The 13,049-nt window shown below is 72.5% G+C and carries 11 protein-coding genes; 2 read left to right on the top strand and 9 right to left on the bottom strand.

Annotated elements, in window-relative coordinates:
• Positions 1-158: 158 nt before the first annotated feature.
• The 7 genes from ACIGQF_RS02810 to ACIGQF_RS02780 form a co-directional block, all read right to left on the bottom strand.
• A complete protein-coding gene (locus tag ACIGQF_RS02810; protein WP_399704547.1) occupies positions 159-1,397 on the bottom strand; it encodes an acyl-CoA dehydrogenase family protein in 1,239 nt (412 codons plus the stop codon).
• Positions 1,394-2,533 (bottom strand): dimethylsulfone monooxygenase SfnG, encoded by a 1,140-nt coding sequence (sfnG, locus tag ACIGQF_RS02805; protein WP_399704545.1) that lies wholly within the window; start codon positions 2,531-2,533, stop codon positions 1,394-1,396. Before sfnG ends, ACIGQF_RS02810 begins: the two co-directional genes overlap by 4 nt.
• Positions 2,534-2,765: 232 nt before the next feature.
• Positions 2,766-2,873, bottom strand: coding sequence for a putative leader peptide (locus ACIGQF_RS02800; protein WP_399704544.1), 108 nt, complete (start codon positions 2,871-2,873; stop codon positions 2,766-2,768).
• 271 nt (positions 2,874-3,144) lie between these two features.
• Positions 3,145-4,500, bottom strand: a complete 1,356-nt coding sequence (locus ACIGQF_RS02795) for a cytochrome P450 (RefSeq protein WP_399704542.1) — start codon at positions 4,498-4,500, stop codon at positions 3,145-3,147.
• 234 nt (positions 4,501-4,734) lie between these two features.
• Positions 4,735-5,703, bottom strand: a complete 969-nt coding sequence (locus ACIGQF_RS02790) for an aminoglycoside phosphotransferase family protein (protein WP_399704540.1) — start codon at positions 5,701-5,703, stop codon at positions 4,735-4,737.
• A gap of 161 nt (positions 5,704-5,864) precedes the next feature.
• The gene (locus ACIGQF_RS02785; RefSeq protein WP_399704537.1) at positions 5,865-7,193 is read right to left on the bottom strand and encodes an SWF or SNF family helicase; all 1,329 of its coding nucleotides are present in this window, start codon (positions 7,191-7,193) and stop codon (positions 5,865-5,867) included.
• Positions 7,190-10,213, bottom strand: a complete 3,024-nt coding sequence (locus ACIGQF_RS02780) for an SNF2-related protein (RefSeq protein ID WP_399704535.1) — start codon at positions 10,211-10,213, stop codon at positions 7,190-7,192. The genes ACIGQF_RS02785 and ACIGQF_RS02780 overlap by 4 nt, the downstream gene beginning before the upstream one ends.
• Before the next feature lie 147 nt (positions 10,214-10,360).
• Between ACIGQF_RS02780 and ACIGQF_RS02775 the strand changes: the two genes are divergently transcribed.
• Positions 10,361-10,543, top strand: a complete 183-nt coding sequence (locus ACIGQF_RS02775; RefSeq protein WP_361568379.1) for a hypothetical protein — start codon at positions 10,361-10,363, stop codon at positions 10,541-10,543.
• 238 nt (positions 10,544-10,781) lie between these two features.
• Here ACIGQF_RS02775 and ACIGQF_RS02770 read toward each other — a convergent pair whose 3' ends face one another.
• Positions 10,782-11,594: a hypothetical protein gene (locus tag ACIGQF_RS02770; RefSeq protein ID WP_399704533.1), complete on the bottom strand. Its 813-nt coding sequence runs from the start codon at positions 11,592-11,594 to the stop codon at positions 10,782-10,784.
• A gap of 131 nt (positions 11,595-11,725) precedes the next feature.
• The gene (locus tag ACIGQF_RS02765) at positions 11,726-11,992 is read right to left on the bottom strand and encodes a hypothetical protein (RefSeq protein WP_399704531.1); all 267 of its coding nucleotides are present in this window, start codon (positions 11,990-11,992) and stop codon (positions 11,726-11,728) included.
• 139 nt (positions 11,993-12,131) lie between these two features.
• Here ACIGQF_RS02765 and ACIGQF_RS02760 point away from each other — a divergent pair, with 139 nt between their 5' ends.
• Positions 12,132-13,031 carry an oxygenase MpaB family protein gene (locus tag ACIGQF_RS02760; protein WP_399704529.1) on the top strand — a complete coding sequence of 300 codons (900 nt, stop codon included), beginning with the start codon at positions 12,132-12,134 and terminating at the stop codon, positions 13,029-13,031.
• Positions 13,032-13,049 lie beyond the last annotated feature (18 nt).

The raw sequence follows: 13,049 nt of genomic DNA, 5'->3' as shown, positions 1-13,049 counted from the left end.
ACCCCGGGGGTGGGGGGGGGGGTCTTGTGGGGGGGGGCGGCCCCCCCCCCCGGGGGGGGTGGGGGGGGGGGGGGCGGGCGGGGGCGGGGGCCGGGGGGGGGGGGGGGCCCCCCCCCGGGGGGCGCCCCCCCCCGCCCCGAGGAACAGCGGACGGGCCGTTACGAGTACCAGGTGGGCTGCGGCAGCTCCCCCGTGAGCACGAAGCGGCCGACCTCACGGCGCTTGTAGGCGACGGGGTCGTGGAGGGTGTGCGTACGGATGTTGCGCCAGAAGCGGTCCAGACCCTCGGCGGTGGCCGTGGAGCGGGCGCCGGTGACCTCGAAGACCCGGTTCGCCACCTCCAGGGCCACGTCCGTGGCCCGCGCCTTCACGGCGGCGACGCGCACCTCGTGCTCGCCCCGCGTCTGCTCGGTCACCGCATCGGGGGCCGAGTGCAGTTCCCAGCCCTCCTCGGCCACCTGGTCGGCCAGCGCCTCGGCCGCCCACAGCTTCGCCGTCAGGTCCCCGTAGACGTCGATCACGTACGGCTCGTCGACGGCCTGGTCGTGGCCCCCGTGCAGCCAGGAGCGGGACTTCGTACGGGTGTAGGTCCGCGCGGTCTCCAGGGCGCCGGCCGCGATCCCCAGGTAGAAGTGCGCGAACACCAGCTGGATGGTGGGCACGTTCAGCGTGTTGTAGACCCGCGGCTGGAACGACTTGCCGACGTATCCGGCTGCCGCGCTCCACGGGACGCGTACCCCGTCGATCGTGACGCTGCCGCTCTCGGTGAGCCGCTGACCGATGTTGTCCCAGTCGTCGTGGAAAGTCAGTCCCGCGCTGTCCGATGGCACGATGGCGAAGACGTGGTCGCCTTCGGGGTTGTCGGGCCCGACGCTGCCCTCCAGGACGCCTTCCAGCACGGTGACGTCGGAGACCTTGCTGCCGGTGGAGAACGACTTGCGGCCGGTGAACGTGAGCGTCTCGCCCTCGTCCCGTACGGCCACGTCGTTGTCGCGGGGGTTGACGGCGCCCCCGAAGAACCAGCGGTTGCGGGCGGCCTCGGCCTCGACGTGCTCCCACTGCTCCTGTGTGCCGACCAAGCGGGCCGCCCAGTTCCACAGGTAGTGGTAGCCGAGCAGCTGCCCGATCGAGCCGTCGGCCTTGGCGACCTCGCGGATCACCCGGTACGCGGTCGGCCAGTCCTGGCCGCCCCCGCCGTGCTCGGCAGGCCCCAACAGGGTGACCAGCCCGGACTCCTTGAGCAGCCGGACCTCCTCGTACGGCGTGGCGCCGGCCCGGTCCCGGGCCGCGGCGTCGGTCGCGAGGACGGCGGCGACCTCGGCGGCGCGGTCGATCCACGCCTCCGGAGTGGCCGGCGCGGGACGCTGCTGCCAGTCGGTGTGTGCGGCGGTGCTCATACCAGTACTCCTTCGGTGCGGGTCTTGTCCTGGGCTTCCAGTTCGCGTACGAGCGGCAGCACCCGCTCGCCGAAGTACTCGACCTCCTCCAGGTAGTGCAGGAAGCCGAGCAGAAAGAGGTCCACGCCGAGCCGCTTGTAGGCCACGATGCGCTCGGCGATCTGCTCCGGGGTGCCGATCAGCCCCGTACGGAATCCGTCGTTGTACTGGACGAGGTCCTCGAAGGAGGAGTCCTGCCACATGCCCTTGCCGTCACTGGTGGAGCTGCCCGCCTGCTGGACGGCCCGGCCGAAGCCGTGAACCGCCTCGGTGTCCGCCTTGGCGACGATCTCGCGCAGCACCCCCCGGGCCTCCTTCTCGGTGTCCCGGGCGATCAGGAAGCCGTTCAGGCCGAATTTGGGGGCAGTACGGCCGGCGGCCGCGGCGGCCGCCCGGACATCGGTGAGCTGCTCGGTGACGCCGTCGAAGTCCTTGCCGTTACTGAAGTACCAGTCGGAGACCCGGCCGGCCATCGCACGGGCCGCCGTGGAGTTGCCGCCCTGGAAGATCTCCGGGTGCGGTCGGTCCGCGCTGTTCAGGGGCTTCGGCTTCAGCGAGAAGTCCCGGATCCGGTAGAAGTCCCCGGCCAGTTCGGCGTGGTCCTCGGTCCACACCGATCGCAGGGCGCGGATGAACTCCTCCGCGCGCCGGTACCGTTCGTCGTGCTCCAGCCAGGGCTCGCCGAGCGCGGTGAACTCCTGCTTGAACCAGCCGCTGACGACGTTGACGGCGAACCGGCCACCGGAGAGGTGGTCGGCGGTGGCCCCGAACTTGGCGAGCACGCCCGGGTGCCACAGTCCGGGGTGGACCGCGGCGATGACTTTCAGGCGCTCGGTGGCGAGCAGCAGTGCCAGGCTGAAGGAGGTGGACTCGTGCTGGTTCTCGGCGCCGTAACTGGCCATGTAGCGGACCTGGCTGAGCGCGTACTCGAAGCCGTTGTCCTCGGCGAGCCGGGCGAGCTTGCGGTTGTATTCGTAGCCCCAGTCGGTGCGCTGTTCGATGGTGCTGGTGACCAGGCCACCGCTGACGTTGGGCACCCAGTAGGCGAACCGCGCCGGATCACCGGCGGGCTGCGGAACTCGGTCGGATGCGGACATGGAAGAACTCCGGAAGGGTGGAAAGGCAGGGGGAGTCGGGGGAGTGATATACGAGGAAAACTCTTCCGGGCAGGCAGAATTACCGGGCGTATTTCCGGCACGGGAAATGCGTGGCAGGCCTGCGCGAATGAGGGTGTCCGGCGCGCAGGCATGCGTGAGACGTCACGCGGATGCGGCGCGCGGGAGGCGCGGAATCACCGGATCGGTGCAGTTCCGCGGAGTGGGAGGGCGCTCAGGCCGAACGGCTACACAGGGCGCTGGAGACCCTGACGAGGTCGACGTGGCGCCGCTCCGTCAGACACTCCGCCGGGCGTCGGGCCGGATTCTGTCGGGGCTTCATCAACACGTCACCTCCCAGCAACATTTTGTTCGCATCGGGCCGTAATGGCCTCGGGTGTGCCCACGGAATTCCCGGTGGCACTGCCGGGGAGTTTACCTCGGAACACCGCACGGCCGATACCCCCTCCGCCGTCGGAAACGCAACGGACGGGCCGGGTACGGGAAATGGGCCGGGAAGACAATTCCCGGCCCATCGTCGCGCGCTCGCGTACGAGGGAAATCTCGCGCACGGGAGGCGCCACCCGGCATGCACGGTGGTGCCACTCGCCTGCTCAGCCGTCGCCGGCCGTGCCGCGCGGCCGGCAGGTCATGAACAGCCGCCCGGGGCCGAGCGTGCCCCTGACCTGAACGCGCAGGGTCGCGCCGGGGTCGGGCTGCACGCTCCAGCGGGCGCAGACACTGGCCAGCGCCATGGTCATCTCGACCAGCGCGTACTGATCGCCGATGCACTTGCGGTTGCCGCCGCCGAACGGCACGTGGGCCCCTCGGGGGCAGTCGCTCCCTTCGAGCCAGCGGTCGGGGTCGAAACGCTCGGGGTCGGGGAACAGGTCGGGCCGGTGATGGAGGAGGTAGGCGCTGTACAGGAGGGCCGTGCCCGCGGGGAGCCGGTGCCCGGCGAGCGTGGTCTCCGTAGTGGTGACGCGGGTGAAGAACCAGCCCGGTGGGTACATCCGCAGCACTTCGTGGACGACGCGTCGCGTGTAGTCCAGCCCGTCGAGGTCGGCCGGGGTGGCGGTCCGCCCGGCCAGGGTCCTGTCCACCTCGTCGTGCACCCGCTTCTCGGCCTCCGGATGCTGGCTGAGCAGCCAGAAGGCGAACGCCAGCGAATTGGCCGTGGTCTCGAAGCCGGCGCCGCTCATCACCACGAGCTGGTCGCGGATGTCCTTGTCCGACAGCGGCTCGCCGGTGTCCTCGTCGCGCGCCTCCAGGAGCATGGCTACCAGGTCGTCGCCCCCGGGCGAGGCCCGTCGTTCGGCGATGATGCCGTCGATGGCGCGGTGCAGACGGGTGCAGGCGCTGCGATAGCGGCGGTTTCCGGGCGTGGGCAGGCGGTAGAGCGGGCCGAGGGGCAGCATCACCCGCTGGTAGATGCCGTCGATGACGGTGTGCAGGCTGTGCTGCACGTCGGCCACGGCCTCGTCCTCGGCCTCCGCGGCGAGCACGCTGCGGGTCACGATGCGCAGCGTCAGGGTGGTCAGCGAAGCCGTGAGATCGAACCGCATACCGGGCCGCCAGCCGGCGGTCATCCGGTCGATCTCCTCGCCCATGACCCCGGCGTACGCGTCGATCCGCTCGGGCTGGAAGGCGGGCTGCATCTGCCGGCGCTGCCAGCGGTGCTCGCGCCACCCGGCCATCGGCAGGCTGCTCCCGAAGAGCACTCGTGCCTTGTCGAAGAACGGCCCGCCCTTGTCGAAGGTGCGGGAGTCGGTGAGCATCCGGTGGGCCGCCTCCGGCCCGCAGACGACGTAGGCCGGGTAGGGGCCCATGCCGATCCGTACGAGGTCGCCGTGGGCCGGCAGGGAGGACAGGAACTCCAACGGGCGGGAGTGGAGCTGCCAGGCGTGGCCGAGCAGCGGCCAGGCGCCGGGGGCCGCTCCCGTACGCGGGAGCGGGGTCGTGGTGGTCACAGCGGGACACCTCCGGGGAACGAGCCAGGCTATGAGCTCTGGTGGCCCCGAATATCCTCCCTCCCGGCACGGCAGGTAACCCGGCGCGAAGTAGCCCGCGACGGCGCGTGGATGCCGTGTGCAACGGCGCGTGCCGCGGAGGCGAGGGAACGTCCCATGCTGCGGAGACGGCCCGCGGCGAAGAATCCGGAAGACGCGCGGGGTCTCCGCCGGGAGTCGGGACGCTCGGCTCCGCTAGCGGCCGAGGATGTCCGCCGTCAGCGGGGCGCGCTGCCGCCACAGGTCGATCGTCGGCGCCATCATCGGGCCGAGCTCGGGCATCGAGGGCACCACCGCCAGCGCACCCACGATCTGCAGCAGCCGCGCCCGCTCCATGACGTCCAGCAGCGAGCGGTCCAGGGAGCGCCCGCCCACCCGCTCGTACTCCGCGACGGCGCGCGGCGCCACCAGGGCCAGGTCCCACTCCACGGGGCCTCGCGTGGCGTCCTCGAAGTCGCTGAAGAGGTGCCCGTCGGCGGTCCGCAGGAGGTTGTACGACGGCCCGTCCCCGTGCAGCGCCTGTATGCGAGCCGCCGGGAAGTGGTCCGGCAGGTCGGCCACAAGGGTTTCGAGGACCGCGTACTCCTGCTCCGCACGGTCCAGTTCGGCCGTGGTGAGCCCCTGCGGGTCCTTCCGCAGCGCTTCCAGAAGCGGTGCGATCGTGGGCACCAGAGGGGACAGCACCGGCAGGTCGCCCGGATAGCGAGCGAGGAGGTCGTGCAGCTCCACGGCCCAGCCCGTCTGCTCGACGAAGCGGTCCTCCAGAGCCTCCATACCGTCCGCAGCGACCTCCCGCATCGGGTCCTTCTCGTCGACGTACTCCCAGAAGACGAGCGACCTGCCGTCGCACTCGACGGGCTCCCGCGGCACCAGGGGGCTGGGCCGTACGACCGGCGCGCCCGCGTCGGCCAGCCAGCTCACCACGTCCAGCTCGCGCCGCTGCTTGTCCGCCAGCTCCTCGACCGGCACCAGGGCGAGCGACGGTACGCGCACCACCACCGGGTGCGGCGCGAGGTGCACCAGCACGTTGAACATGTCGTGCAGGACACGCGGCTCGTCCGCCCGCAGGCCCAGCCGACGCCCGGCTCTGACCGCGATGTCCACGGCGCGCTCGGCGCGCTCGCTGAGAGGGGTACCGGCAGGGTCCGGCCGGGAATTCGCCATGGGCCGATCATGAGGGTTGCAGGGGCGGTTGTCGACGCAATTTCGGCGGAATGGTGGTGGTGATGGAGCCGCCGGTATGCGACCAGTGTGCTCCTACGGAGCCGGCGGGAACCGGGTCCGAGGGCCTGCGTTTGCTCGGCCCCCGGGACCCCGCTGTCCGTCTACTCCGTGGCAGGCTCCTCGGCCGTCCCGGTGAGGGAAGCCAGTGCCGCTGCCGGGTCCTCGTCGGGCGGCCCCGAAGGTAGCCAGCGCCCCTGCTCCTTGCGGTACGGCCACCAGCGTCCGTCCCTGCTCAGCCGCAGCTGCGTGCCGGCACCGACCACCGTCCAGCGGTTGCGCGTGGCCCGCATACGGGGCCGGTCCGTCTCGTCGTCCCAGGCGGCGGCGAGCCCGGTGGTGGCGCGAGCCAACTCCTCTGCCCCGGGCGTCCACTCCTCCTCCAGCACCGCAAGCGCCGCGGGGCCGCCCTGCCGCCACGCCCGTACGGCATCCGCGAGACCCTTGGCGTCCCGCCCGGAGCCCGCGGCCAGCCGCGCGGCGACCGTGTCGGGCGGCCCGGCCGCCGCGAGCCGCACCGTGTCCTCGGAGACCGTCGGCTCGGCCGCCGGCGGGGTGTCGGCGTGCCGGCCCGACAGCGCCTCGGCGAGGTGCCTCCTGGCCCGCTCCGCGGTGTCCCCGATCAGGAACTCCAGTGCCGGTACGTCGATCCCGGGAGCGGGTGCCGTGCCGCCGCCCAGCGCCGGCACGGCACCCGCCCCCTCCACCCGGGGCGGTGGCGCCGGCAGCGGGGCCGGGGCCTCCTGAGCCGCGAACGCCTCGGCCGCCGCCACACCGGACTCGGCAGCCGTTACGCCTCCGGGCACCTCGGCGGGTTCCGGCACGTAGGCCTGCGCGCGTGCGGCGCTCCGTTCCTGGAGCTCGCCGAGCAGCTCCTCCTCGCCGCGCCCGCGCAACAGGAGAAGCACGAACGGATCCTGGTCCAGCAGCCGCGCCATCTGGTAGCAGAGCGCCGCGGTATGGGCGCAGTGGTCCCACGCCTCACAGTCGCAGGACGGCTCCAGATCCCCGATGCCGGGGAGCAGTTCGATGCCGGCCGCCGCCGCGTCCTCGACGAGCTGGGGCGGCATGTCGCGGTCCAGCAGCGCCGCGATGTGCCCCGCCCGGTCGGCGACCAGGTCCAGCAGGCGGTCCCACTCCGATGCGTCCAGCTCCTGGACCAGCACGTCCGAACGGTGCGCGGTGCGGTCGCGGTCCTGTACGACGGCGGTGATGCGGCCCGGCCGTACGGACACCGCGCCCACGGCCCCCGCACGGGCGTGCCGACGGCCCAGCTTCAGTTGCTGGGTGTCCAGCGCGGTGTCCTCCAGGGCCTTCAGCCAGGCCTGCCCCCACCAGGTGCGCGCGAAGCCGCGCCCGTGGGCGGGCGGCAGCGCTTCGAAGGTCCGCGCGTCGCGGTACATGTCGTCCTCGTCGCTGTGGAAGTCGCTCATCGTTCGCCCCCTCGGAGCTCTACCAGCTCCGCCAGTTCCGCGTCGGTCAGTTCGGTGAGCGCGGCCTCGCCCGCCCCCAGTACCGCGTCCGCGAGCCGCTGCTTGCGGGCGAGCATGTCGGCGATCCGGTCCTCCACCGTGCCCTCGGCGATCATGCGGTGCACCTGTACCGGCCGGGACTGTCCCATTCGGTGGGCGCGGTCGGTGGCCTGCGCCTCGACGGCGGGGTTCCACCAGCGGTCGAAGTGCACGACGTGCGAGGCCCGGGTGAGGTTCAGGCCCGTGCCCGCGGCCTTCAGGGACAGCAGGAAGACCGGTACGCCGCCGTCCTGGAAGCGGCGCACCATCTCCTCCCGTCGCGCGACGGGTGTGCCCCCGTGCAGCAGCTGAGTGCCCACCCCGCGTGCCGCCAGGTGCGCCTCCAGAAGCCGCGCCATCCGTACGTACTGCGTGAAGACCAGCACGCCGGCTCCCTCGGCGAGCAAGGTGTCCAGGAGTTCGTCCAGCAGCTCGACCTTGCCCGAGCGCTCCGCGAACCGCCGTGCACGCTGTCCGTCGGTGCCGTCCTCCTTGAGGTACTGCGCGGGGTGGTTGCAGATCTGCTTCAGCGAGGTCAGCAACTTGACGACCAGGCCGCGGCGGGCGAACCCGTCCGTTCCGGCGATGTCGGCCAGCCCCTCGCGCACCACCGCCTCGTACAGCCCGGCCTGTTCCGGCGTGAGCGCCACCGCGCGGTCGGTCTCGGTCTTGGGCGGCAGCTCGGGCGCGATACCCGGATCGGTCTTGCGGCGGCGCAGCAGGAACGGCCGCACGAGCCGGGCCAGTCGCTCGGCAGCGGCCGGGTCGGCACCGCCCTCGACCGCCTGGGCGTACCGCGTGCGGAAGCGGCTCAGGGGCCCCAGGAGGCCCGGCGTGGTCCAGTCGAGGATCGCCCACAGCTCGGAGAGGTTGTTCTCCACCGGGGTGCCGGTCAGCGCGATCCGGGCCCGGGCCGGCAGCGTCCGCAGCTGCCGAGCGGTCGCGGAGAACGGATTCTTCACGTGCTGGGCCTCATCCGCCACGACCATGCCCCAGTGCACGCCGGCCAGTTTCCCGGCGTCCACCCGCATCGTGCCGTACGTGGTGAGCACGAACTCGTCGTTCGCCAGGTCCGAGAGATCACGCTGCCCGGCGTGGAAGCGGCGCACGGGAGTACCGGGTGCGAACCTCGCGATCTCGCGCTGCCAGTTGCCCATCAGCGAGGTCGGGCAGACCACCAGCGTCGGACCGGTCGCCGCCGCGTCCGCCCGGCGGTGCAGGTGGAGCGCGATCAGCGTGATCGTCTTGCCTAGCCCCATGTCGTCGGCCAGGCAGCACCCGAGGCCGAGCGATGTCATACGGTGCAGCCAGCCCAGCCCGCGCAACTGATAGTCGCGCAGCGTCGCGGCGAGCGCTGCCGGCTGCGCGGGCGTGTCGTCCCCGGAGCGCTCGGGATCGGCGAGCCGGTCGCGCAACTCCCGCAGCAGGCCGGATGCCTGTACCTCCAGCTGCTCGCCGTCTCCGCCGTCGACCGTCCCCGTGAGCGCCGCGCCCAGGGCGTCCATGGGCGCGACCTTCCGGTCCCGCCTCTCGTGCGCGGTGCGCAGCGCTTCGGGGGCGACGAGCACCCACTGGTCCTGAAGCCGTACGAGGGGCCGCCCGGCTTCAGCCAAGCGGTCCAGCTCGGCCCGGCTCAGCTCGTGCTCCCCGACGGCGAACCGCCAGCTGAACGACAGCAGCGCGTCGGCCGACAGCAGGGACGGCAGCGCGGACTCGGTGCGGTCCTGCGCCGCGTCCGTGGAGTCCGCCGAGTCCGATGGGCCCACGACAGCACGTGTGGTCAGGCTCCGGGCGAGACTCTTGGGCCAGTGCACCTGGACCCCTGCGGCCGCGAGTGCCCGGGCTCCGGGGCCGAGCAGTTCGCCGATCTCCTCCTCGGCGAGGTCGAGGGTGTCCGGTACGGCGGCGGAGAGCAGCGGGGACAGCGGCGCCCACGCGGAGGCCGCGCGCCGCAGTGTCAGCAGCGAGTCCGTACGCGCGCGTGCCCCGAAGGCCCGCCCCGCGGGAGAGCCACCGGCCCACACCTCGGAGACGTCGGCGACCAGCGTCGGGTCGGTCAGGCTGTGCAACTGGAGCACGGCGGTGAACCGGGGACGGGCGGGGGAGTCCCCTGCGGCGCCGGAGAACCTCTCCCCACGGCCGCCGGAGGGCCTGTCATGGGCGATGGCAGCCGCGTCCGCAGCGCTGTCGTCCGCGGCGTCGTCCAGCCCGGAGACCGCGGCGTCGTCCAGCCCCGAGACCTCGATCCGGAGCGACAGGCGCACCCCGGCGTCGTGCCCCGCCGCCACATCGGCAGCCCAGGCCCGCTGCTCGGGGAGGTGCTGCGGGAGCGCCGCCGCGTACGCCGGCCCGCCCAGAGCCGTCTCGGCCGCGGGCGAACGCGGCAGTCCGTCGGCCACGGCGTCCAGGAACGAGCGCAGCAGCCGCTCCGGCTCGGGCAGCCGCACCGGGTCGCTCCCGGGGAGCGGTGTGGCGTGCGCGTAGGGAGGCATCACGGCCGACAGCTCCCGTATGCGGGCCAGGTCGGACGGTTCGAGGGGGCCGCACCGCCAGGCATCGTGATCGCCCGGGCTCAGCCCGGGGAGCAGCTTGCCGCGCGCCATCAGGTGCAGCGCGATGAGGGAGGCGGCGCCCCAGAAGGCCGCGGCCGGGTGCGCTGTACGGGAGGCGCGGGCCCGGGTCAGTACGGGGAGCGCGGCGCCGACGGGCAGCAGGAGGGCGCGCACCTCCCGGGTGAGGACCCGGCCTCCTCCGGAGGGGAGGGCCACGGTCAGTTCCTCCAGGGCCGCGTCGTCCGGAGGGGAGTCCTCGGGCAGCGGCTCGCCGTCCGGCCGCCAGAACGCGATCCGCCCCGTACGAGGTGGATCACTTGGCACGAAAGTGGCGGCGCACGGGGAGAGGCCGGCGATCCGGTCGAGGCTGAACGCGGGAAGGACTGGCACGTGCCGTCGACTCCTCAAGTTTGACTACCTGCCTGCGGAGCGGCCGAGGGTACAGCACGATGCGGGCTCGCGTGGAACTTCCGGCGCCGATCCGGCGTTCAATGGAAGACAACGGACGCGGCATCCGCCGCGGAAAGGTCGTGAAGGATGTCCACTCGTGCGAAGGTCGCCGTCGGCGGTGTGGCGGCAGGCGTGATCCTGCTGTGGCTGCTGCCGTTCTGGGCGGCGTTGCTGGTCATGATCGGAGTTCCGGCGATCGCCTATCTGACGCTGGACCCCTCGCAGCGGCGTCGGCTGCGCCGCGTCTCCCGCAAGGAGCTGGGCCGCTGAGCGCCCCGGGAGCCTCGGAGGCGGGCCGAGCGCCCCGCGGGCAGGGCCCGGGTGATCCGACCGTCTGAGGACCCGGAGTCCGACGGGAGGACGGTGCCGGGCCAGGCCACGGCTGCGCGTGCCCGGCGATCCGGCCGACCAGGATGTCGAGCGGCGGCCCCGCCTCGTAGGGGGTCACGCGGTCGGGATGCGGCCCGTGGTCCACCGAGGGGCGAACCGCGCCGTGCGCCGAGCCGCCTCAGGCCGGCCGGGCCGCCATCGCGTCCAGCGACTGCAGCAGGCCGGGGAGCTCCGGGCCGCGGCCCACCGGCAGGACCTCGCCCGGCTCGTCGTCCAGCAGCACGAAGGCGATGTCGTCGGTCCGCGCGACCATGCTCCAGCCCGGCCCGTCCACCCGCAGCGTGCGGGCCTCACCGGCGGCGAACGACGAGCGCACCCGGCCGGGTGGCGGAGGCTGCTGCACGTACCCCCGCGCCTCGTCCAGCACCCGGCGTACCCCCGGGTGCGGCTTGGTACCGGGCTCGACGAAGGTGACCTCGCCGTCGACCTGCTCGCGCCAAGCGGCCCACTGCAGCGCGATCTCGTCCGCGCCGAGGCGCCGTTGGGCCGGCCCCCACTCCAGCGCGTCCGGCGGCGCCAGCGGCTCCGGATCGCCCTCCTCCGGCGCCGGGTCGTGCGGCGCCGGCACCCCGGGCGCGGCCACCGCGAGCGCGAGCGGCCAGCCCGGCAGCGCGGCGACGATGCTGTTCTCGTCGGGGGAGAGGTCGTACTCCATACCGCAGTCCCAGGCGGCTATCGCACAGGCGACCAGGGTGACGTCTTCCGTCGCGACGGTCCAGCGCGCACCCCGGCCGTCCTGCCCGAGCACCAGCCCGTAACCCTCTTCGTACGGCTCCAGGCGCAGCTTGGCGCAGACCTCGGGATAGTCGTCACCCAGCACACTCGGGAACTGCCCGGGCGTCAGCAACACGGCCGTCAGTACGAACAGCTGGTCGTCATCGACCTCGCCGGCATCGTTGCCGTCGCCGACTGCGCCCTCCGTCGCGGACACTCGGGCCTCCCACTCGCTCGCGGCCGGGAAAAGCTGCCGACCACACAGATCATGTTGTCGGCGCACCTTAATTGGCCGGACAGGCGCTTGTCACGGCCTCGGTGCCCGCTTCCGGTGGGAGCCGGTACCGCTCAGGCGGCCGGCAGGCTGAGCAGGTCCCTGGCCACCTCGTGCGGCGACTGGCGGCGCTCCCGTGCGAGCGCGATCAGCGCACGGCAGGCCAGTTCGTTGATCCCGAAGGCGAGCGCCTCCGGCGACACCCAGCCCGCCGCCTCGGCTTCCCGGTCCTCGTCCCCTTCGGCGCACGCCGCAACGTGCGCGGCGGCCGCCTCGAAGAGGTTGTGCGGGCCCTTCTTGCCCGGTTCCCGCTCCGGACGCGGCTCTCTGGGACCGAACATGTTCTGGGGCAGACGGGACCGGAGTCTACGGAGGAGGTCGGTCATCATTCCCCCATCGGGTGGAGAGCGTGTGCGGCCTTCCAAGTCTCCCCTGTCCACGTACTGTTGGACCTTCCTCGACGAAAGGGACGGTGCTCTCGTGGGGCGTTACGACCTGCTCAAGGAGATCCAGCGACTGGACCCGGAAATGGATTACCTGCGGATCTTCCGCATCACTGTGACGCACGAGTTCCCATGGGATGTCACCAGAGCGCTTGAACTCGCCCTCTACCGGACGTACGCCGTACCCAGCATCGGCCGTCTGCTCGCTCAGACCGCCGAGATGACCGAACGTACGCAGAAGCGCTACGACGACACCGCGCTCCTACTGGACTCGGTTGTCGAGCACGGCTTCGAGGCCGAGGACGGCCGCACGGCCATCCGGCGCATCAATCAGATGCACCGCAGCTACGACATCAGCAATGACGACATGCGCTATGTGCTGTGCACGTTCGTGGTCGTACCGAAGCGCTGGATCGACCAGTACGGCTGGCGGCGGCTGTGCGAGCACGAGAAGCGCGCGATGGCGGCGTACTACCGGACGCTCGGCGAGCACATGGGGATCAGCGACGTGCCCCGGACCTACCAGGAGTTCGAACGCTGCCTGGACGACTACGAACACGAGCACTTCGGCTGGGACGAGGGCGGCAGGCGTGTCTCCGACGCCTCGCTCGACCTGATGGCCGGCTGGTACGGCCCGCTCGCCCCCGTCGTGCGCGCCGCAAGCAAGGCGCTGCTGGACGACGCCCTGCTGGAGGCGTTCCGCTACGAGCGGCCGCACCCGGCAATCCAGGGGGCCGTGCGCGGCGCGCTGCGGCTGCGGGCCAAGGCCGTCCGCCTGCTGCCGCCGCGCCGCACACCGCACTACGCCCGGCAGAACCCGGAGATCAAGGGCTATCCGAACGGCTACCGCATCGCCGAGCTCGGTACCTTCCCCGAGGGGCGGCGGAGCGGTGCGGGATGCCCGGTGCCGCACACCCGCGGCGCGGCGACGCCGTGAGCGGGGCGCGCCTCCTCC

The organism is Streptomyces sp. NPDC053560, from assembly GCF_044544605.1.
Classification (GTDB): Bacteria; Actinomycetota; Actinomycetes; order Streptomycetales; family Streptomycetaceae; genus Streptomyces.
This window is presented reverse-complemented; position numbering and strand designations above follow the sequence as displayed.

Bases quoted from the DNA above. Each gene is read 5' to 3' on its own strand.
- ACIGQF_RS02810 (WP_399704547.1), bottom strand. From the start codon at position 1,397: ATGAGCACCGCCGCACACACCGACTGGCAGCAGCGTCCCGCGCCGGCC.
- sfnG (WP_399704545.1), bottom strand. From the start codon at position 2,533: ATGTCCGCATCCGACCGAGTTCCGCAGCCCGCCGGTGATCCGGCGCGG.
- ACIGQF_RS02800 (WP_399704544.1), bottom strand. From the start codon at position 2,873: ATGAAGCCCCGACAGAATCCGGCCCGACGCCCGGCGGAGTGTCTGACG.
- ACIGQF_RS02790 (WP_399704540.1), bottom strand. From the start codon at position 5,703: ATGGCGAATTCCCGGCCGGACCCTGCCGGTACCCCTCTCAGCGAGCGC.
- ACIGQF_RS02785 (WP_399704537.1), bottom strand. From the start codon at position 7,193: ATGAGCGACTTCCACAGCGACGAGGACGACATGTACCGCGACGCGCGG.
- ACIGQF_RS02775 (WP_361568379.1), top strand. From the start codon at position 10,361: ATGTCCACTCGTGCGAAGGTCGCCGTCGGCGGTGTGGCGGCAGGCGTG.
- ACIGQF_RS02765 (WP_399704531.1), bottom strand. From the start codon at position 11,992: ATGTTCGGTCCCAGAGAGCCGCGTCCGGAGCGGGAACCGGGCAAGAAG.